The 18104-nt window shown below is 54.0% G+C and carries 17 protein-coding genes; 8 read left to right on the top strand and 9 right to left on the bottom strand.

Going from position 1 to position 18104, the window contains the following annotated elements:
• Window positions 1-63 precede the first annotated feature (63 nt).
• The 8 genes from BUB22_RS05550 (at window position 64) to prfB (ending at window position 11460) form a co-directional block, all read left to right on the top strand.
• Entirely contained in the window at window positions 64-1926 is a 1863-nt protein-coding gene (locus BUB22_RS05550; protein WP_073114279.1) for a phosphoenolpyruvate carboxykinase (GTP), read from the top strand.
• 284 nt (window positions 1927-2210) lie between these two features.
• Window positions 2211-2819: a PadR family transcriptional regulator gene (locus BUB22_RS05545; protein ID WP_072810832.1), complete on the top strand. Its 609-nt coding sequence runs from the start codon at window positions 2211-2213 to the stop codon at window positions 2817-2819.
• Window positions 2820-2937: 118 nt separating this feature from the next.
• Window positions 2938-5451: a glycoside hydrolase family 94 protein gene (locus BUB22_RS05540; RefSeq protein ID WP_073114278.1), complete on the top strand. Its 2514-nt coding sequence runs from the start codon at window positions 2938-2940 to the stop codon at window positions 5449-5451.
• 311 nt (window positions 5452-5762) lie between these two features.
• Window positions 5763-6446: an AgmX/PglI C-terminal domain-containing protein gene (locus BUB22_RS05535; protein WP_073114277.1), complete on the top strand. Its 684-nt coding sequence runs from the start codon at window positions 5763-5765 to the stop codon at window positions 6444-6446.
• Window positions 6447-6758: 312 nt separating this feature from the next.
• On the top strand, window positions 6759-7454 hold the full coding sequence (locus tag BUB22_RS05530; protein WP_175547245.1) for a DUF2314 domain-containing protein: 696 nt from the start codon (window positions 6759-6761) through the stop codon (window positions 7452-7454).
• Between the two features lie 307 nt (window positions 7455-7761).
• A complete protein-coding gene (locus tag BUB22_RS05525) occupies window positions 7762-8976 on the top strand; it encodes a hypothetical protein (protein WP_073114275.1) in 1215 nt (404 codons plus the stop codon).
• A gap of 372 nt (window positions 8977-9348) precedes the next feature.
• Window positions 9349-10353 (top strand): peptidylprolyl isomerase, encoded by a 1005-nt coding sequence (locus tag BUB22_RS05520; protein ID WP_073114274.1) that lies wholly within the window; start codon window positions 9349-9351, stop codon window positions 10351-10353.
• A protein-coding gene (prfB, locus tag BUB22_RS05515; protein ID WP_139258746.1) for a peptide chain release factor 2 occupies window positions 10353-11460 on the top strand; the annotation gives its coding sequence in 2 pieces (ribosomal slippage) (window positions 10353-10424 and window positions 10426-11460; 1107 coding nt in all). The genes BUB22_RS05520 and prfB overlap by 1 nt, the downstream gene beginning before the upstream one ends.
• A 136-nt stretch (window positions 11461-11596) precedes the next feature.
• Here prfB and BUB22_RS05510 read toward each other — a convergent pair.
• The 9 genes from BUB22_RS05510 to BUB22_RS05470 all read right to left on the bottom strand — a co-directional run bounded on the left by BUB22_RS05510 (window position 11597) and on the right by BUB22_RS05470 (window position 18101).
• On the bottom strand, window positions 11597-12301 hold the full coding sequence (locus tag BUB22_RS05510; RefSeq protein ID WP_073114272.1) for a MauE/DoxX family redox-associated membrane protein: 705 nt from the start codon (window positions 12299-12301) through the stop codon (window positions 11597-11599).
• A gap of 8 nt (window positions 12302-12309) precedes the next feature.
• Complete coding sequence (locus BUB22_RS05505) at window positions 12310-12504, bottom strand: hypothetical protein (RefSeq protein ID WP_073114271.1); 195 nt, start codon at window positions 12502-12504, stop codon at window positions 12310-12312.
• Between the two features lie 19 nt (window positions 12505-12523).
• Window positions 12524-14551 (bottom strand): hypothetical protein, encoded by a 2028-nt coding sequence (locus BUB22_RS05500; RefSeq protein WP_254794651.1) that lies wholly within the window; start codon window positions 14549-14551, stop codon window positions 12524-12526.
• Entirely contained in the window at window positions 14535-15401 is an 867-nt protein-coding gene (locus BUB22_RS05495) for a PHP domain-containing protein (RefSeq protein ID WP_083535404.1), read from the bottom strand. Before BUB22_RS05495 ends, BUB22_RS05500 begins: the two co-directional genes overlap by 17 nt.
• Complete coding sequence (locus tag BUB22_RS05490; protein WP_073114269.1) at window positions 15398-15949, bottom strand: hypothetical protein; 552 nt, start codon at window positions 15947-15949, stop codon at window positions 15398-15400. The genes BUB22_RS05495 and BUB22_RS05490 overlap by 4 nt, the downstream gene beginning before the upstream one ends.
• A gap of 269 nt (window positions 15950-16218) precedes the next feature.
• Complete coding sequence (locus BUB22_RS05485) at window positions 16219-16623, bottom strand: NlpC/P60 family protein (RefSeq protein ID WP_073114268.1); 405 nt, start codon at window positions 16621-16623, stop codon at window positions 16219-16221.
• Window positions 16620-17081 (bottom strand): hypothetical protein, encoded by a 462-nt coding sequence (locus BUB22_RS05480; RefSeq protein ID WP_073114267.1) that lies wholly within the window; start codon window positions 17079-17081, stop codon window positions 16620-16622. The genes BUB22_RS05485 and BUB22_RS05480 overlap by 4 nt, the downstream gene beginning before the upstream one ends.
• Window positions 17078-17344 (bottom strand): hypothetical protein, encoded by a 267-nt coding sequence (locus BUB22_RS05475; RefSeq protein ID WP_073114266.1) that lies wholly within the window; start codon window positions 17342-17344, stop codon window positions 17078-17080. Before BUB22_RS05475 ends, BUB22_RS05480 begins: the two co-directional genes overlap by 4 nt.
• 25 nt (window positions 17345-17369) lie before the next feature.
• Window positions 17370-18101, bottom strand: a complete 732-nt coding sequence (locus tag BUB22_RS05470; protein WP_073114265.1) for a hypothetical protein — start codon at window positions 18099-18101, stop codon at window positions 17370-17372.
• Between the last annotated feature and the right edge of the window lie 3 nt (window positions 18102-18104).

Below are 18104 nucleotides of genomic sequence, written 5' to 3'. Positions count from 1 at the left end.
TTTGTAAATTTTACCGCGTTCGAAATTATCGAAACTTAACGTTAAACCAAACAGGAGCTCATAATGAGTCTTACCCTTAACGATATCAAGCACCCGAAGATCAGTACTTGGGTGAATGAAATGATTGCCATGTGCGAACCGGACAACGTCGTTGTCGTTGACGGCTCCAAGGAAGAATACGATGCCCTTATGCAGAAGTGCGTCAAGGCTGGCCTCGCCACGAAGCTCGCCAAGAAGGAAAACTGCTACCTGTTCCGTTCTCTCCCGTCTGACGTGGCCCGCGTCGAATCCCGTACCTTCATTTCCTCTGTGAAGGAAGAAGATGCAGGTCCGACCAACCACTGGATCGACCCGTCTGAACTCAAGCAGACGATGCGTAAGCTCTATAAGGGTTGTATGCACGGCCGTACCATGTACGTGATTCCGTTCTGCATGGGCCCGCTCGGTTCCCCGATCTCCAAGAACGGTATCGAAGTCACGGACTCCGAATACGTTGTTCTCAATATGGACATCATGACTCGCGCCGGTAAGAAGGTTCTCGACATCTTCAATGCAGACGTGAACGCTGAATTCGTTCCGTGCCTCCACTCCGTTGGTAAGCCGCTCCGCGAATGCGAAAGCGACAACGGCATCTGGCCCTGCGCTGACGTTGAATACAAGTACATCACTCAGTTCCCCGAAGAACGCCTCATCTGGTCGTACGGTTCGGGCTACGGTGGAAACGCTCTTCTCGGTAAGAAGTGCTTCGCTCTCCGTATCGCTACCGTTCTCGCTCGCGACGAAGGCTGGCTCGCTGAACACATGCTCATCCTCAAGCTCACCAACCCGAAGGGCGAAGTCAAGTACGTGACTGGCGCATTCCCGTCTGCTTGCGGTAAGACGAACCTCGCCATGCTCATCCCGACTATCCCGGGCTGGAAGGTCGAAACCATCGGTGACGACATTGCATGGATGAAGTTTGGTAAGGATGGCCGTCTCTACGCTATCAACCCGGAAGCCGGCTTCTTCGGCGTTGCCCCGGGTACTTCTGCAGAATCCAACAAGAACGCTCTTATCTCTGCTGAAAAGAACACGATCTACACGAACTGCGCTCTCACTGAAGACGGCGACGTGTGGTGGGAAGGCATCGGCTACCCGGCTAAGGGCAAGCTCGTTGACTGGAAGGGCAAGACCCGTGACGCTCTCCCGAAGGACAAGGCTCCTAAGGGCGAAGAAATGGCTCACCCGAACGCTCGCTTCACCGCTCCGGCCAAGCAGTGCCCGTGCATTGCCAAGGAATGGGAAGATCCGGCAGGCGTGCCTATCTCTGCAATCCTCTTCGGTGGCCGTCGTCCGTCCACCATTCCTCTGGTTCACCAGTCCCTCAGCTGGAACCACGGCGTGTTCCTCGGCTCCATCGTGGGTTCCGAAATCACGGCTGCCTCTACGATTGACGCCTCTCAGGTCGGTAAGATCCGTCGCGACCCGTTCGCAATCCTCCCGTTCTGCGGCTACAACATGGGTGACTACTTCAAGCACTGGATCGAAATCGGTAAGAAGTCTACCGAAGACAAGCTCCCGAAGATCTTCTACGTGAACTGGTTCCGCAAGGATGCCAACAACGAAAAGCTTCCGGGTGGCTTCATGTGGCCGGGTTACGGCGACAACAGCCGCGTGCTCGCTTGGATCTTCGACCGCTGCAACGGTGTTGACAACGCTGTCGAAACTCCGATCGGTTACATGCCGAAGGAAGGCGCCATCAATACTGATGGTCTCGCTGACTACTATAAGGAAACTCTCCCGCAGATCACGAAGGTTGACGTGGAAGGCTGGAAGAAGGAACTCGCTGACGTTAAGGAAAACCACTATCCGAAGTTCGGCAAGCACCTCCCGAAGGAACTCTCTGAAATCATCGACATGATCCAGGATCGTCTCAATAAGGCATAGTGCCTTATTAGGAAAAGTCTCCTCCTAACAAAAGTCCTCGTGGCCGCAAGGCCGCGGGGATTTTTGTTTATGAGATGTGGGCGGGCACTGGGGGAGATTAGGGCGGACTCCAAGCCGTCCCTTGCTGCCCCTTCCTTGTTGTTTGTGAGTAAACTTTTCTAAACATAATGTAAAAATTGCAAATTTTTTTGTAACGAGTACACTTTTTCGCAAAAATGATAATATATTCCAAGTTGGAATAGGGGTGCCTTTGGCATTCTGAAATTTGGAATAGAAGGTATAAAATGAATCGATACGACCTGGTCCTCCTGGGCCTGATCCTGGAGAAGGAGCGTAGCGGCTACGACATTATCACGGAAATCAGTTCCCGTGAACTTGACCGCTGGGCCAACCTGAGCACATCTACCGTTTACAACCGCCTGACGACGCTCGAGAAGAACGAGTGCATTCTGGGCCGTACCGAACGCGAAGGGAACCGCCCCGAACGCATGATGTACAGCATCACCGAGAAGGGTAAGGACGTGCTCCGCAAGGAGGTCCTGAAGCACCTGACCGGGTTCAACGACGACCCGCGCACCTTGGGCTTCGCCTTCCTTTACGGTGCCGAGAACAAGGAACTCATCCGCACCCTCGAGGCGCACGAACGCCGTCTGGTGCAGGAAATCGAGCGCCTGGAGAAGATGATTGCCGAAGAACCGCGCCCGACGCTTTACCCCGAGGGCCCGTTCCTCAACTGCATGAGCCGTGACCACATTCTTGTGGAGCTCAAGTACGTGCGAGCCGCCATCGGCATCCTGCGCGACCCCATCCGCAACAAGAAGCTCGACGGCTACTTCTACATCAACTTCGGTAACCGCGACTTCGAGAACTTCAACCAGAAGAAAGACCAATAACAATGTGTAGTGTGAAATGTGTAATGTGTAATGAATAATTGCACATCTCACATTTCACACCTCACATTTTTTTATATTTACCGCGTTAAATTTAACAACCCCCTCTTACGGAGATACAATGGCTACAAAACAGAAGAAGAGTGTCAAGAAGGTCGCCTCCAAGAAGGCTCCGGCCGCCCAGTACGGCTACTTCGATGACGCTGCAAAAGAATACGTGCTCACCACGCCGGCAACCCCGATCAAGTGGTGCAACTACGTCGGTACCTTGAATTTCGGCGGTATCGTGGATACTACCGGCGGTACCCTGGTTTGCAAGGGCGACCCGGCCCTGAACCGTATCACCAAGTACATCGCCCAGATGCCGTGCTCTGACTTCAAGGCCAGCACCATCTATATCCGTATCAAGGAAGCCAAGGGCTACACGGTGTTCTCTCCGTTTGTCGTTCCCACCCTCACCAAGATGGACAAGTGGGAATGCCACGTGGGCCTTTCTTACATGCGCTGGATCGCCGAATGCTGCGGACTCCGCACCCAGGTCACGATTTTCGTGCCGACGGGCTCCAACACTCTCCTCCAGGACATCCAGGTGACGAACCTCGGTGGTGCCGCCAAGGAAGTGGACATTATCCCGGTCTATGAATTCAGCCACTTCGAAGCTGAAAAGCAGCTCACGAACGCCGACTGGGTCCCGCAGACCATGACCCTCAAGGGCCACTGGGAAAAGGACGGCCACGTCGTTCTCGAACAGTATGCCTACATGAAGCGCGACTACGCCGTGAACTACGTGACCGCTAACTGCAAGGTCGGTAGCTTCGACGGTGACCGCCGCGTGTTCCTCGGCGCGAACGAAATGGGCTCCTGGGCCGCTCCGCTTTCCTTGGGCAACAAGGAACTTTCCAACAGCGAATGCGACCGTGGCGACAACATCGCCGCCCTCATGATTCACGGTGGCAAGATTGCCGCCAAGAAGACTTTCCGTTGCTGCACCCAGCTCGGTCAGGAACAGAGCCTCAAGGTTGCTGCCAAGGCCATCGCCAAGTACCGCGACCTGAAGAACGTCGACAAGGCTTTCGACGAACTTGCCAAGTTCTGGGAGAACTACCTCTCCACGATCCAGGTGAAGACTCCGGACGCATCGTTCAACACGATGGTGAACGTCCACAACCCGCGCCAGTGCCACACCACCAAGAACTGGAGCCGCTACCTCTCTCTGTACCAGCTGGGCTACGGCACCAGCCGCGGTATCGGTTACCGTGACTCCACGCAGGACTTGATGGGTGTGATGAGCCACATGCCGGAAGAAGCCCTGGTCCTCACCAAGAACCTCATCTCCGTGCAGCGCCCCGAAGGTAACGCCATGCACCAGTACGCCCCGCTCGCCCTCGCCGAAGACAACGGCAACGAAGCGAACGCCGGTGACTCCCGCGAAAAGGCTGGCGTCAAGGATGCCAAGGGCAATCCGATGTATGCCGACTGGTACGGCGACGACCACCTCTGGATCATCCTCACTGTAGCTTCTTACCTCAAGGAAACCGGCAAGATGGATTTCCTCAAGGAAGAGATTCCGTTCTACGTCGCCGGCAAGAAGCGCAAGGACCGTCCGAAGGGTACTGTCCTCGAACATTTGAAGCGCGCCCTGAAGTTCACCCGTGAACACCTCGGCAAGCACAACCTCCCGCTCCTCGGCTTTGCTGACTGGAACGACTGCATGAACTTGCCCCTCGGTGCAGAATCCACGTTCAACACCGCCTTGTACGCCAAGGCCCTGCTCGAAATGATGGACATCGAAGAAGCCCTCGGCGACAAGAAGGCCGTCGAAATGTACAAGGGCTGGTACGAAGACGTCAAGGCCGCCTTCAACAAGAGCGCCTGGGACGGCAAGTGGTGGACCCGCTGGTTCGACAAGGACGGCAACGGCTACGGTGTCGCCAAGGCCAAGTACGGCAAGATCTACTGCAACGGCCAGTCCTGGCCGGTTATCGCCGGCATCGCTTACGGCGACCGCGCCAAGCAGGGCATGGACAGCCTGAACAAGCTCCTCAACACCAAGTACGGCGTGAAGAGCTCCACTCCGGGTTACCGCGGCTTTGAACCGGCCGTGGGTGGCATCTCCACCTATCCTCCCGGAGCCAAGGAAAACGGCGGTATCTTCCTCCACACCAACCCGTGGGTGATGATTGCCGAAACCATCCTCGGCCGTGGCGACAATGCCTTCCAGTACTACAACCAAATTAACCCGGCTTCCAAGAACGACATCCTCGACGTGTTCGAGTCCGAACCGTACTGCTATCCGCAGAACATCCTCGGTGACGAACACAAGCAGTTCGGTATGGGCCGTAACGCATGGCTCTCCGGTACTTCCACCTGGACGTACCAGGCTGCCACGCAGTTCATCATCGGTATCCGTGCCAACTACAAGGGCCTCGTGGTTGATCCTTGCATCCCCTCCAAGTGGGATGGCTTCGAAGCAACCCGTAAGTTCCGTGGTGCAACCTACCAGATTACGGTGAAGAACCCGAAGCACATTTGCAAGGGTGTCGCCAAGATGGTGGTTGACGGCAAGGAGATTGACTCGAACATTGCCCCGATCTTTACGAAGGGTGTGCACAAGGTCGAAGTCACCATGGGCTAAGAAACGTATATAGCCGTCGCGATAGTGCGTTGCCTTGACTCTCGTCGTACGTTTGTACGCCTTCGGTCAAGGCGCTACTGAGACTCCGCACTTCAGTGCGGGAAATGGGCGTAGCCCATTGTTCGTCGAAGGATGTCGTAATCCAATCTTGTCGGAAACTTGTTTCCGTTACAAGAATGAGATTAGGACCTGCTCTCGCTAGGCTCTCTGCGTTTTTCGGAAGAGGTTTGTCATCCCCGCGTAGGCGGGGATCTCCTCCTAGAAACATTTATGTCCGCCTCTCACGGGGCGGATTTTTCTATATATAAAATATGGCGAGTTTATTTGGAAAATGCTGGAATAATTTTGTGCTCTTGGCTGCGGCGGTGCTGTGGGCGGGTTGTTCTGATGGCGATAAGAATGCGGATAAATCCCTAGAGCAGGAAAAAGGCGAGGCGGAACAGCCCTTGGACGTGAAAAAGGAAGATGCCGAAAAACTGCGCAGGGATAGCGTATTTAAAGCATCCATAGACAGTGTTTTAAAGTCGGTGGGGAATCTTTCAACGCATGGGACGACTATGCTGTATGGTGTCGTCAGAAGTAGTTCCAAAGGTCTAGAAAGGGACAAAGATGGAAAGTTTATAATTGAAAAGGCAAAGGGATTCGCAAAAACCCCTACTTTTGAGGAATTGAGTCTGGAAAGAGGCGTCTATGATGATAGAGTTTCGTTTTTACGGCCTATTCGTCAGCGGACTCCTGGACTGCGCCATATTTACAATAAACATTTAAAGAAGAGTCCCAGTTTTAGCGGGACGATTGTTTTTCGGTTGAATATCAATGCTGACGGTACCGTTCAAAATGTCCAAATCGATTCAACGACTACCGGCAATAGGGCTTTTGACGAAGAAATCCGGAAAGCGGTAAGTCGCTGGAATTTTCCGAAAAAGAATTCGGAAGATGTAGCGACTTTCCCGATAAGATTTTATGAAAATGAGCCGACGAAGCAGGGCGATTAAGGGCGATACCTAACGAGCCGGATTTTTGCTTTTTTGTGGAAATTGGGGATTAAACTGCTGAAAAAACGCCTGTTTGGTACCCAATTTGTTAGCTTGTTTGTACTAAAAAGTCAAATTTTGCTTTTAGTGGGGATGAAATACTCAAAAAATGTCGCTTTAATCCCCATTTTTTTTGCAATATCAGTGTTTGAACGCTGTGAATGTATCATTTTGTGTTAGTTTGTGTGTGAAAATGGGTACCAAAGTGCGTCAAAATAAGTCGTTTGGTACCCTTTTTTTTGTTTTTTGTGTTATTTTTAGTGAGGTATGAATATGTTTTCTAGACTTTTTCGCGTGATTTCCCTGCTTGCGGTGCTTTGCGTGTGCGGCCATGCAGCCGAGGACAAGTTGTTCAACATGAACGCCGATATTGAAAAACTCATTGCCCCGTATATCGAAAAGGCTAGGGCGACGTTCCCTGCGGTCAAGAAGAAATACATCGCGGGCGACTATGTGCGCGAAAAACGTGTGCTGGATGTACAGATTAATCTTGTCGACAAGGACGGGACGAAGGAGATGGTTTTCGTTTTTGTCACCCAATGCCTGGGAAATCGGTTCCAGGGAATTGTGACTAACGATATTCAGCTACTGAAGGGATACAAGAAGGGCGATGAAGTTTCGTTCACGCAGGACCAGATAAGGAACTGGGTCGTCGTGGATTCCTTGGGCAACGAGGAAGGTAATTTCGTGGGGAAGGCCATCGAGGCGTTTGATTCGGGAATTGTCGGTGTCTTTTTCGAGGGGGTGTTCAAGAAGGGCAAGTTTGAGTTCAAGTACCAGGATGCCAAATCGGCGAAATACCAGAACAGCATAGACGGGATTGTATCGCAGGAAACCATTGCGGAAATAGCAAAGCGCTTGAAGGCTTCGTACGAAAAGAAACGACGCGAAGGGCAGAAGTTCGAGGAAGGGAAGCCGTTTTTCACATACGGGATTTATGACTTCCGAACCGGTGAGGTCAAACCCTGACGTTTTAAGGAAAGCAGGAAATTTGAAGTCCGCTCCGTTTGGGGCGGATTTTTTGTGCTTTTTTTTTCTTTTTGTGGCTCGCAAGACATTTGGGCGACCTTCGTGAAGGGGATTGTTCTATATGCGTGCGATGTTTGTTGCATATAGAGTAAAATGATATGAAATGATAAAAAATGTAGCGATTTTGATGAAATTATTTAAATTTTGTTCTATGAATCTATTGACTTTTGCGAAAAAAGTTATATATTTGAGATAGATAAAAACGATTGTCGAATGGACAAACTAGATTTGATAAAAGGAGAAACGTATGAAAACGAAAATGCTTAAGCCTGCTTGCGGGATTGCCTCCGTGGCGCTTGCCGCATTCATCTTTGCCGCCTGCGATAGCGACAGCCCGAGCGCCCCGACCGGCGGAGACGAGAAGTCCTCTGCCATCGAGAGCACGGATGCAAGTTCCTCGAGCAACGGGGACGTTCCGCCCGAATCTAGCAACGGCGAGCCCGCCTCCAGCGAGACTGTTCCCGAAAGCAGCTCCGACATTGCGGAAAACTCCAGTTCCAGCTCCTTGCTGCAAAAGCAGTGTGAAGCATTCATGCCCGAATGCGGATACACCGAGGAGGAACTCTGCAAGATGGGCTATACGCAATATTGTGTTGCCGGAAAATGCATCGACATGGATCAGATGTGCCCGCCTTGTGAAGGCGACCTGTGCCCGGTGACGAACGAGGCCTGCAACCATTGCAGTGAAGAAGGCGCTGTGGTTCCTGACTGCAAGGGTGGCCCTGACTATGTATGCAGCGACAGACTCTGGACGCAAATAAAGCCTACCTGCGAACACATTACCGATTTCGACGGGATGAGCGCAGAAGGGAACTGCGTCGGAAGAAACGGTGAGGCCGCTACCGACTGCGCAACCGGTGAAGATTACAGATGTGTCGCGAATTATTGGACACGCACAAATGCCTGCCCTCCGGGTAGCGACTGCGATGGCGACGGCATCCCCGACGGAATCCGCAGGCCTGACCTGGAGCCCTGCGACACGGACACCCTGCTGGAGTTCTATGGCCGCGCTTACCAGTGCGTAAACAACAAGTGGGTGTACTTGCCGCCTCCGACCACGTACATTAATGAAAAGGCGACCGACGTCTCGGCCATGCTTCGCGGCGGTCCGGCGGTTGCTCCGCGCGTCGTGAAAGTGGAAAGCGCTAGCGGGTCCGTTACCTTCCGTGACGATGGCGTGCTTGTGGACGACCGTTGCACTTTCAACGGGCTCAACGCCGAACTCAGGGGCGATACCCTGATTGCCTCCGTCCTGTATCCGGGATGCACGACGACCGGCGGCTCCATGGGCGTCATCACGTTCACTCTCGGCGGGTCATTTGCCGACGTGAAGTACATCAAGTATTCGGGCGAAACGAAGACCAAGCCGGTTTACGAAGCCGAGGAACTGCTGCCCTGCGGAAACACTTCCTCTTGCAATACTTGCAGCGGTGACCGCGACGGCGACGTCGCGGGCTGCTAGGGGCTTGTGCGAGGGGTGCAAGCGCCTGTTTAACTGCAAAATAAACCTACGAAGCTGATTTTATACGGCGTCCCGATTTTTGGGGGCGCTTTTTGACGCCTTTGGCGTCCGTGGCTGCGGCTCGGAAATAGGCCTGCGAGCAGTCCTGCTTCACTCGCCTTGCTCACTTTTGCTATATGGCACTCCTTCGGAGTGCATATAGCTAGGCTCGGTCATGCCAAAACCCTTCGGGCTTTGGCGCGACTCTCGCCATTTTGACGCCTTCGGCGTCCGTGGCTGCGGCTCGGAAATAGGCCTGCAAGCAGTCCTGCTTCACTCGCCTTGCACACTTTTGCTATATTATAGCGCGGAATTTTTTAACAAGGATAGATAATGTCTCTTAAACTTATTTCTCGTGGTGTCCTTACCGTGGCGCTTGCCGCGGGCATTGCTTCGGCGCAACTCCTCAACAGCAAGAGCATCGACGTCATTCGTGTGGAAAAGGTCGGTTTTTCTGCGGGTCGTATTGATAGCTTGACCCAGGCGCTTGCCTTGCAGCAGTTCCAGGGCAAGAAGGTGAACGACGAGACCATGACTCAGGTCCGCTATGCGGTTATTGACAACCTCGTGGGCCAGGAACTCGTGAAGCTCGAATGCAAGAAGCTCGGCATCAAGGTGCCCGCTAACCGCGTGGATAGCCTTGCGACGCTCTTCAAGAAGCAGTTCCCGAGCGAAGATGCCTTCCAGAAGCAGCTGAAGCAGAGCGGCCAGACCATGGCCCAGTTCCGCGAGAAGATTGAAGACCAGCTGAAGAGCGAGGAACTCCTTGCGAAGAAGGTCCCGTTCCCGAAGGACCCGACCGAAGAGAAGAAGAAGGCTTTCTGGGAACTCAACAAGGAAAAGGCTGTCATTAACGACTCTATCAGCGGTGCCCGAATCTGGATTTCTACGAAGGGCAAGAAGGCTCAGGAAATCAACGACGCGAAGGACATGCTGAAGGGCCTTGCCGCCCAGGTGCGTACCAAGAAGGCTCCGTTTGCCCAGCTTGCCGCCATCTACAGCGAAGACAAGGATGCGAAGAAGACCGGCGGCGTGATGCCGAAGTTTGTCGCGAAGTCCAAGGGTGATGCTTTCGTGAAGGCCGTGAACAAGATCAAGGTGGGCGAGATTACCGACGTGATTACCGACAAGGACGGCGTGTATATCTTTATGCTTGCCGAACGTAATGACGGCAAGTATGAAAGCTACAAGGCCCAGATTGAATACTACCTGCGACTCCAGGCCGAACAGGAACGCCAGATGAAGCTCAAGGGCTACCTGGACGAACTTGCGAAGGTCTACAAGGTTCAGTACCTCGACAAGAAGTACACCCCGCCGCAGGCCATCGGGGGCAAGTAATGGCCTTCCAGACTACTCATACCGGGCTTATCGAACTGCGCAGCCGCATCGACAAGCTCTGGGGGTATCTTTGACTTAGAGGCGAAGACCGAAGAGCTCTACGTCCTCGAAAAGGACTCTGCCGACCCGAACCTGTGGAACGACCAGGAGAAGGCGCAGTCCATGATGAAGAAAATCGGCAACCTGCGTGGCCTCCTCGATTCCTGGAAGGAGGTCTCCCAGACTTGCGATGACCTTGCCGAACTCTACGAGATGAGCAAGGACGAGGAATGTGCCGACCTGACCAAGACCATCGAGAACGATGTCGCCGACTTGCGCGCGCGTGTCGAGAAGATGGAATTCAAGAAGATGTTGAACGGCCCGGACGACGCCTGCAGTTGCCTGATGTCGATTCACCCGGGCGCGGGCGGTACCGAGTCGCAGGACTGGGCATTGATGCTCTTCCGCATGTACACGCACTTCTTCGAGCGCGAGAACATGGAATTCAAGGTGGTGGACTTCCAGGAGGCGGAAGACGCAGGCCTCAAGAGTGCCACCATCGAGGTGACCTGCGAGAACGCGTACGGCCTGTTGCGTTCGGAGATTGGCGTGCACCGCCTGGTGCGCATCAGCCCGTTCGACGCGAATGCCCGCCGCCACACGAGCTTTACCGCCGTGTACCTGTACCCCGAGCACGAGGACGTGGAATTCGACCTGGACATGGCTGACGTGCGTGTGGATACCTACCGTTCTTCGGGCGCAGGTGGTCAGTACATCAACAAGACGGACTCTGCGGTACGCATGACGCACTTGCCCACGGGTATCATGGCGAGCTGCCAGACGGAACGCAGCCAGATTCAGAACCGCGAGACCTGCTACAAGATGCTCAAGACCATGGTGGCCGAGCACTACCGCCTGGAAGAAGAGGCGAAGCGCGATGCCCGTATGGCCGAGAAGAAGAAGGTCGAGTGGGGGAGCCAGATCCGTAGTTACGTGCTGCAGCCCTACCAGATGGTGAAGGACCTGCGTACAGGTGTCGAGACCTCCGATACCGCGGGCGTGCTCGATGGCAAGATTAGGCCGTTTATTGACGCGTACTTGCTGAGCACCAGCGAAGAGAATAAATAGACCGCTCGTTCGACGTCTCGGGTGCGGATACTTCGTCATGCCCGCGAAGGCGGGCATCTATTAAGAAAAATGCCCCGGTTGAGCTGGGGCTTTTCAATTGGGTTTCTGCGCGCTACTTTTTCCAGATGCCGCGGTCTTATCGGCGCCAAACGCCGATGAGGCTACGGTTCTTGCGCATTGCAAGCCACAGCGTGGGCCAGATGAGAATCAGGTCGCGGATGAGGCTAGTCCAGGCTTCAGCCTTGTCCTGCGCGCCTTCGAGTTCAAAGCACCCGCAGGTGATGCCCAAATCGTTCCAGAGCGCCCAGGCGAGCGCGATGATGAAACTCACGAACATCCAGAAGATGGCGAACGCGGATTCTTTCACGAAGGGCGTGAAAATCATTGCAAGCCCGAACCAGAGTTCAAATTGCGGATAAACTAGCGCGAAGAAGTTGTTCACGAAATCCACGTGCAGTGCCGAGAAGAACTGGTACTGCGCTACGAGAGTCGCGAACTGGTGCGGGTCCTGAATCTTGAAGATGGAGGCGAATATGAACATGCCGCCGATGCCGAACCTGCAGAGCACTTCAAGGGCGCGGATGGCAAAATCCTTCTGCAGCTTGATGGCCGGAATTACGAGCAGGCCGCATATCACGCAGGCGGCGACACCCAGGTGGATGTTGTAGCGGTATGCCTTGGGCCAGATATCCAGAAGCCAATCGTGGTCGGTGAATGTGAGAATGCTTTCGGGGAAACTGATTTCGGCCACACCGAAGGCGACAAAGAAGGTTGCAATAAGGAGGACGACCGCAGAGGCAATCGTACGCTTGATGTTGTTCTTTTCAAAGCATTCGATCATGTTGCCCCCTACAGGATGTCCGCCGGTTTTTCCATCACGTCCTGGGAGCCAATCCATTCGACGGATTTGCCTTCACCCACGCGGATGTTGTTCACGATGGCGAGAATGATGCAGAAGAGGGCGATGCCGAGCAACACGACCCAGTTGAGTGACTTGAGGTAATCGATAACAAGTCCGGGAATCTTTTCGATGCGTTCTTTCATATTGATGAATATATAAAATTTAGTTCCCAAAGGTCCAGACGATGCCGTAGGCGAAGCGGAGTCCTTCGGGCGTGTATCCGGAACCAGGCATGTAGATGCTGTGGTTGAAGTTCTCGATGCGGCTGTAGAGCTCGAAGGTGAGAATCTGCATGCGCGCCTCGAAATCAAGCGCGAGGTACTTCTTCATCTCCTCGATTTCGGGCAGGCCTTCCTCGTTCACGGTGCAGTCGTAGTGCGTGCCGAACCACTGCCAGTCCACGCGGACGCTCACGCCGAGCCTGTCGCGCACAAAGCGGTTCTGCCAGTGGATGGAACCCTTGTAGTAGAGCTCCTGCACGTCGAGGATGCGCTCGTCGCGGTCAAGGACCTGTCCGCGTTCCAGGTAGAATTTCCAGTTCCCGAGCCTGAACCCGACCTTCATAATCCAGTCGATGGTCGATGCCTCGTCGAGGTTGGTCCACTGGAATGCCGTAGGCACGGACTCCATGCCTTCGCCCAAGACCCAACGTTGTTTCATGAGGTTTTTTGCGCTTTCGTAGCGCACGCCGAGCCCGTAGTAGACTTCCTTCGAGTACCAGCCGAGGGTGGCTGCCGCACGGTTCCTTTTTTCGAATTCGAGTTCCTTGTTCGCAAACGATAGCCTTCCGGTCTCGTTGAACTTGAGCTGCCTTACCTCGGGGAACTTGTTGTCGTGGCGGAACATGGCGTTGAGCCGCAGGTCAAAGGGCAGGAATACGCTTACGTCGGCCGAGAATGCGGGGGCAAAATCTACCTGGTCCCTGAGGGAACTGTTGCGCTGCATGCCGCCCTGCACGCGGAACATCGTAAACCCGATGGTGTCAGAAACTTCGCCGTAGCCGATTTCCCTGTCTTGGTAGTAAGTCTTGTTGAATTCGGGGCGTTCCTCGTCGGTGTTCACGAACTCGTACATGAAGTGGATGGTCGGGTTGAGGAGCGTGCCGTAACGCACGAAGGCGTCGCCGAGCATCGTGTTGTAGGTGAATTTCCACGTGGTGTCGTAGTACATGTTGTCGGTGTGCTCGACCCCGAGAGTGTCGGTCCAGGTCTTGGAATCGTAGGCGATAGCTGCGAGCGAATCGTATTCTATCTCGTGCGTGCCGTAATGGAAACTTGCCCCGAGGGTGAGCCGCTTGAGGGGGTAGAACTCCACGCCGCCACCATACGTGATTGCCTTCTCGTCCATGGTGTAGTGCGGTTTTTGGAATGTGCGCTTGGAAAGGTCGAGCGTATCGAGCAGCACCTTGTAGCTTGTTTGGTCTGCGTTCTCGAGCGAGAGGTAGTTCATCTTGAAGTGCGCCTTTCCGAGCCCGAATCGCCAGGTGAGCATGGGCTGCACGTGCATCGTGTTTACGGCGATGTTCCTGCCGGAAAAGGGAATGCTCGTGGAGTCGCGCCCGAGGGCAAAGTACGGCGAGCTGGTGACGTTCTGGTACTCGTATTCCTTGGAATTCTTGTTGGAGCGGCTCTGCACGCCGAAGTCAAGCGTCACCGAGTCGGTAACGAGCCTGCGGAAGTCGAGGTGCAGTGCGTTGCCGTCGAAGGCCCCGCGTTCCCAGGCGACATCGGTAATGGGGGTATCTACGGGAATGCCGTGCCGTTCCTCGAACAGAATGCCGTTCTCGCCGTTGAGCGATAGGCGCGAGGGGTCGAACCCGAGGCGGGTGGTGTAGATGCCCGAGAGCATGGAGGGGTAGCGCTGGCTTACGTTTGAAAGCCCCATCGAGAACGGGTCGAGTTCCGGATTCCCGAGGATGGAGGTGCCGAGCAGCCATTCCGATTTTTGGCCCGAGACGTCGTAGAGGCGTTCCATGACTTCGGTATGGGCGAGTCCCCAGCGGCCGGCGTCGTTCTCGCGCACGGATGGGCTCGGGCGGTCGGGCGCGTACCACACGGAATCCTGCGGCTTCGGTTTTTCGTAGGGCGTGGGGTTCATGACCTGCGCGCCGGCTGCCGTTGCAATTAGCGCGAGGGCCGAAAGCATGTATGCGAGAATCTGGCCGAACTTCATGCTAGAACCATTCCGCACGGGATTTCTCGCGACATTCCTTGAGGGCTTGAACCACGGTGTAGGGCATCTTCATGCAGCCGGGAGGGTAGGCGCCTCCTTCGGTGTGGAAGTCCGAGCCGCCGGTACCCACGAGCCCGAAGCGCTGGGCCATCTCCTTGTACTTGCGGCCCACGGCGCCCTTCTGTGCGGGGCTGTAGACCTCGATACCCTTGATTCCCCATTCCACCATGTCTTCGATGAATTCGTCGGAAAGGCCCGACTTGTAGGGGTGGGCGAGGACCGCAATTCCGCCCGCGTTCTCGATGAGGCGGATGGTCTGCTGCGGGTTGAGTCCCTTCTTTTCGACGAAGGCGACGCAGCCGTCACCCAGGTACTTGGTGAAGGCTTCCGCAAAGTTCCCGATGTATTCCTCGTCTACGAGCGACATGGCGATATGCGGGCGCCCGATGACCTTTCCCTTGCAGTAGGAATGCACCTTCTCGTAGGTGATATCTATCCCGAGGGCGTTCAACTTCTTGATAATCGCCTTCACGCGGGCGATTCGCTGCTTCGCGAAATCCTCGAGTTCCATGTTGAGGGCGAGGTTCGTGGGGTCGCAGAAGTACCCGAGTATGTGGATGTCTTTGCCCTGCCATACGGCAGAAATTTCGATGCCCGGGATGAGTTCTATCCCGATGTCGCGGGCAGGCCCCTCGGCAATCTTGTAGCTGTCCAGGTTGTCGTGGTCGGTGATGGAGATGCACCGGAGGCCCTTGCGCTTGGTGAGCGCGAGCAGTTCCTCGACGGAAAGCGTGCCGTCGGAAAGGCGCGTGTGCAGGTGCAGGTCCGCATAGCCGCCGTTCTCTGTTATGATTGTCCCTCGGATCACTTGCCTACCCCGTAGTAGCCGCTGATGAGCTCCGCCTCGCTAAGCTGGTCGGGTGTGAGGCTCATGTTCAGGAAGGGGTAATAGGCTTCGCAGTTGAAACCGATACGCAGTCCGGCCCCGCTGCTTTTGGCGAGGTAGAGCCTGGGAAGGAACGGTTGCCCGAGGTAGATGCAGACCGTGGGGGAAAATTCGTGGATTTTCTGTTCCAGTTCGTCGAAAACGCGCTCGCCGAAGCGGCATTCAGAGTCGCTGAAGTATATGGCGTGGGCGCGCTTGGCCGAAATCAGTGCATGGAGCGATTCGTGCGCGACGCAGAGCACGTTTGCAAACCACGTGTTCGGCATCTTGTGCAGAAACCCTGCGGCACTTTCCATATCGCGCGGGAGGAACACGAGCGTTTTCGGGTTGTTCTTGAGCGCGCCGGGGAAATCGAATGCCTGGGAGTCTTCGCCCGCCTTTTTCAGAAACCACTTGAACAACGCCTCGTTACCCGAGAATCGTTTGAAGAAAAAGCGGAACTGGTCAGCAAAGTATGGCGACGGTTTCAAGAGAACTCCAATGTTTGGGAGAAATATATAAATTTAACAGCCTCTTTTGGCGATTTTCTTTGTTTTTGCACTCTATGCTCGAATTTATGCAATCTTATACCATTGTTTAGCGTTGTTTAACCTTGTTTTAATTTGGTAATATGTTGCACAATTTCGGGAAATTTCGCATTTAAAAGTGCATAAATTCGTGCATACCTCACAAGAGACCGCTAATACTCGAACCAGATGCCGTGTTCCTTGTTGTTGGATGCGGCGAGAAAGTTGAGAGACTAATACGCTCTAAGTGCCGCCACGATGTTCGCACGAATGGGCCGCACGTGCACCTTGCCAGTGGAGTTTGATGGCGTGGTACATTTACTTGTTCCGTACGCCTCTACCATCAGATTGTTGTCTATGGCGATTGCCGTGTGCGTAATCTTGTCTACGGCCTTGCCGAAAAAAAGAATGTCTCCATCGAAAACGAAGTCCTTCGGCACATTCTTCCACCCCTTCTTGCAAAGCGTGTCGTGAAGCCCCTGTGCGGTCACGTCCTTGCCGTCGTATAGTCCGAGAGCCCAAAGCCCTTCAAGTACGAGGCCGGAACAGTCGAAACCGCCGCCGCATTTGCCAGAACCGTCACCTCCCCAAACGTATGGCCGGCCAACGAACTTTAGTGCATATTCTGACAGTGTCATCTATCCCTCCACTCGAATGTAAACAACCTTGAATTGGTGCTCGTGAGCGCATCGTCCTCTTCGTATGCAGAAGCTCCGAAAATGCGCACCGAGTTGTAGACGCATGCCGCCTTGAAGGATCCCATCTTTGCCCATCGCAGGCCTGCACGGAGAAACTGGTCGCCAAGCAGGCGCGACACGGGATGCTCAAAACCGAGCGCGAGGCACGGCGTGTATATCGCATCGTGGACGAGGTAGACGAGCGACTTCTTCTCGTCGCCGATTTGGTCGATGAAAGAATCGACTAGCACCCCGCCGCTGCGGAAGTTCGTCGTGAACCCCTTGAAGAATCGGAATACCCACATGCCTTCATCCGTACTCACTCGAATCGTCACGTCCTCGGCCACGCGGTAGAGGCGATTGCCGATGGGCGTCACCTTTAGCGGAGCGGGCGATGTGGTGATGGAGTAGACTTTCATAGCGGCCTCTTTTCCGGCGTGTGAGTCGGGCAACTACGCGTAATCATCGACAACTGTCCCTGTATCACACCGAGTTGGTGCTTGATTTCGCTCATGCTGTTTTCAATCTTGTCCATGCCGTCTTCGATCTTGTCGAATCTTTCGTTTCCTTCGTTCATCCTTTTTTCTAGGTCCTTGATGCGGATGAAGAGCCAGAATACGAGCAGCATGGCAGGGTAGCCGAGAACGTTGCCGATGTCTTCGAAAATAGAAAGCGTTTCCATAGTTATTTACGAATGCTACGGTGATTTAGGTAAAAGGTTCTACTAGAATATCAAGAACGCACGTACCAGTCTTTCGCATAACGAATCTTAGAACCCAGTCTGTGAACCAAAGCGAGAATTCCATTCGTCCGTTATTGTTTGAAGTCAGCTCGTATTGCGTTATGGAAGAAAAGTGTTTTGTTTCGCCGTGTCTTACCGTAAAATCGATATCGTTGTATCTTTCTATGTTCGACATGTTCTGGTAGTCCTTGATGACAAAGCCTTTTACAGACATGTCGTTTTCCGAGTTATTCGTGATACGAATTGAAACGGAGGACAAGTTGCTCGAAACGGAAAAATCGTAATCTTCGACTGAGAATAGCGTAGTTGTTTGACCCGGACTCGATACGTCGACTCCCGTGGAAAAACGCTCGGGAAACTCAGCGGAAATCCTGTATTGAGCCTTGTCAAAGTCGAAGCCCGGGTCGCTAATTCCGAGACGCCTGATTGATATGTTTTTGCCAGCGATAATTTCTGGTAATCTACGAGCCGTATTTACTGTATCGAACGACACGCGTCCGGTTTCCGGATCGCGACTAAATCCTGCTCCAAAATCTGTGGCTACGGAATCGCCGAATGAGAGGGGGCCCTCTACTTCAGTCGATTTGGAAGAATCGAGAATCATCTGCTGCGCACCGATATTTTCGCGGGCTAAGCTTTTTTCTTCCTCGCTCAGGTTCTGTCGTACGTTCGCGAGTATTTTCTTTATGAAGCTCATGGT

This window comes from Fibrobacter sp. UWCM, assembly GCF_900129735.1.
Classification (GTDB): Bacteria; Fibrobacterota; Fibrobacteria; order Fibrobacterales; family Fibrobacteraceae; genus Fibrobacter.
The sequence above is the reverse complement of the archived record's forward strand: the minus strand, read 5'-3'. Positions and strand labels throughout refer to the sequence as shown.

What these genes read in the sequence shown, in the direction of transcription:
- BUB22_RS05545 (WP_072810832.1), top strand. Translation starts at nt 2,211, where the DNA reads ATGAATCGATACGACCTGGTCCTCCTGGGCCTGATCCTGGAGAAGGAG.
- BUB22_RS05540 (WP_073114278.1), top strand. Translation starts at nt 2,938, where the DNA reads ATGGCTACAAAACAGAAGAAGAGTGTCAAGAAGGTCGCCTCCAAGAAG.
- BUB22_RS05505 (WP_073114271.1), bottom strand. Translation starts at nt 12,504, where the DNA reads ATGAAAGAACGCATCGAAAAGATTCCCGGACTTGTTATCGATTACCTC.
- BUB22_RS05525 (WP_073114275.1), top strand. Translation starts at nt 7,762, where the DNA reads ATGAAAACGAAAATGCTTAAGCCTGCTTGCGGGATTGCCTCCGTGGCG.
- BUB22_RS05480 (WP_073114267.1), bottom strand. Translation starts at nt 17,081, where the DNA reads ATGAAAGTCTACTCCATCACCACATCGCCCGCTCCGCTAAAGGTGACG.
- BUB22_RS05535 (WP_073114277.1), top strand. Translation starts at nt 5,763, where the DNA reads ATGGCGAGTTTATTTGGAAAATGCTGGAATAATTTTGTGCTCTTGGCT.
- BUB22_RS05510 (WP_073114272.1), bottom strand. Translation starts at nt 12,301, where the DNA reads ATGATCGAATGCTTTGAAAAGAACAACATCAAGCGTACGATTGCCTCT.
- BUB22_RS05530 (WP_175547245.1), top strand. Translation starts at nt 6,759, where the DNA reads ATGTTTTCTAGACTTTTTCGCGTGATTTCCCTGCTTGCGGTGCTTTGC.
- BUB22_RS05520 (WP_073114274.1), top strand. Translation starts at nt 9,349, where the DNA reads ATGTCTCTTAAACTTATTTCTCGTGGTGTCCTTACCGTGGCGCTTGCC.
- BUB22_RS05470 (WP_073114265.1), bottom strand. Translation starts at nt 18,101, where the DNA reads ATGAGCTTCATAAAGAAAATACTCGCGAACGTACGACAGAACCTGAGC.
- BUB22_RS05475 (WP_073114266.1), bottom strand. Translation starts at nt 17,344, where the DNA reads ATGGAAACGCTTTCTATTTTCGAAGACATCGGCAACGTTCTCGGCTAC.
- BUB22_RS05485 (WP_073114268.1), bottom strand. Translation starts at nt 16,623, where the DNA reads ATGACACTGTCAGAATATGCACTAAAGTTCGTTGGCCGGCCATACGTT.
- BUB22_RS05550 (WP_073114279.1), top strand. Translation starts at nt 64, where the DNA reads ATGAGTCTTACCCTTAACGATATCAAGCACCCGAAGATCAGTACTTGG.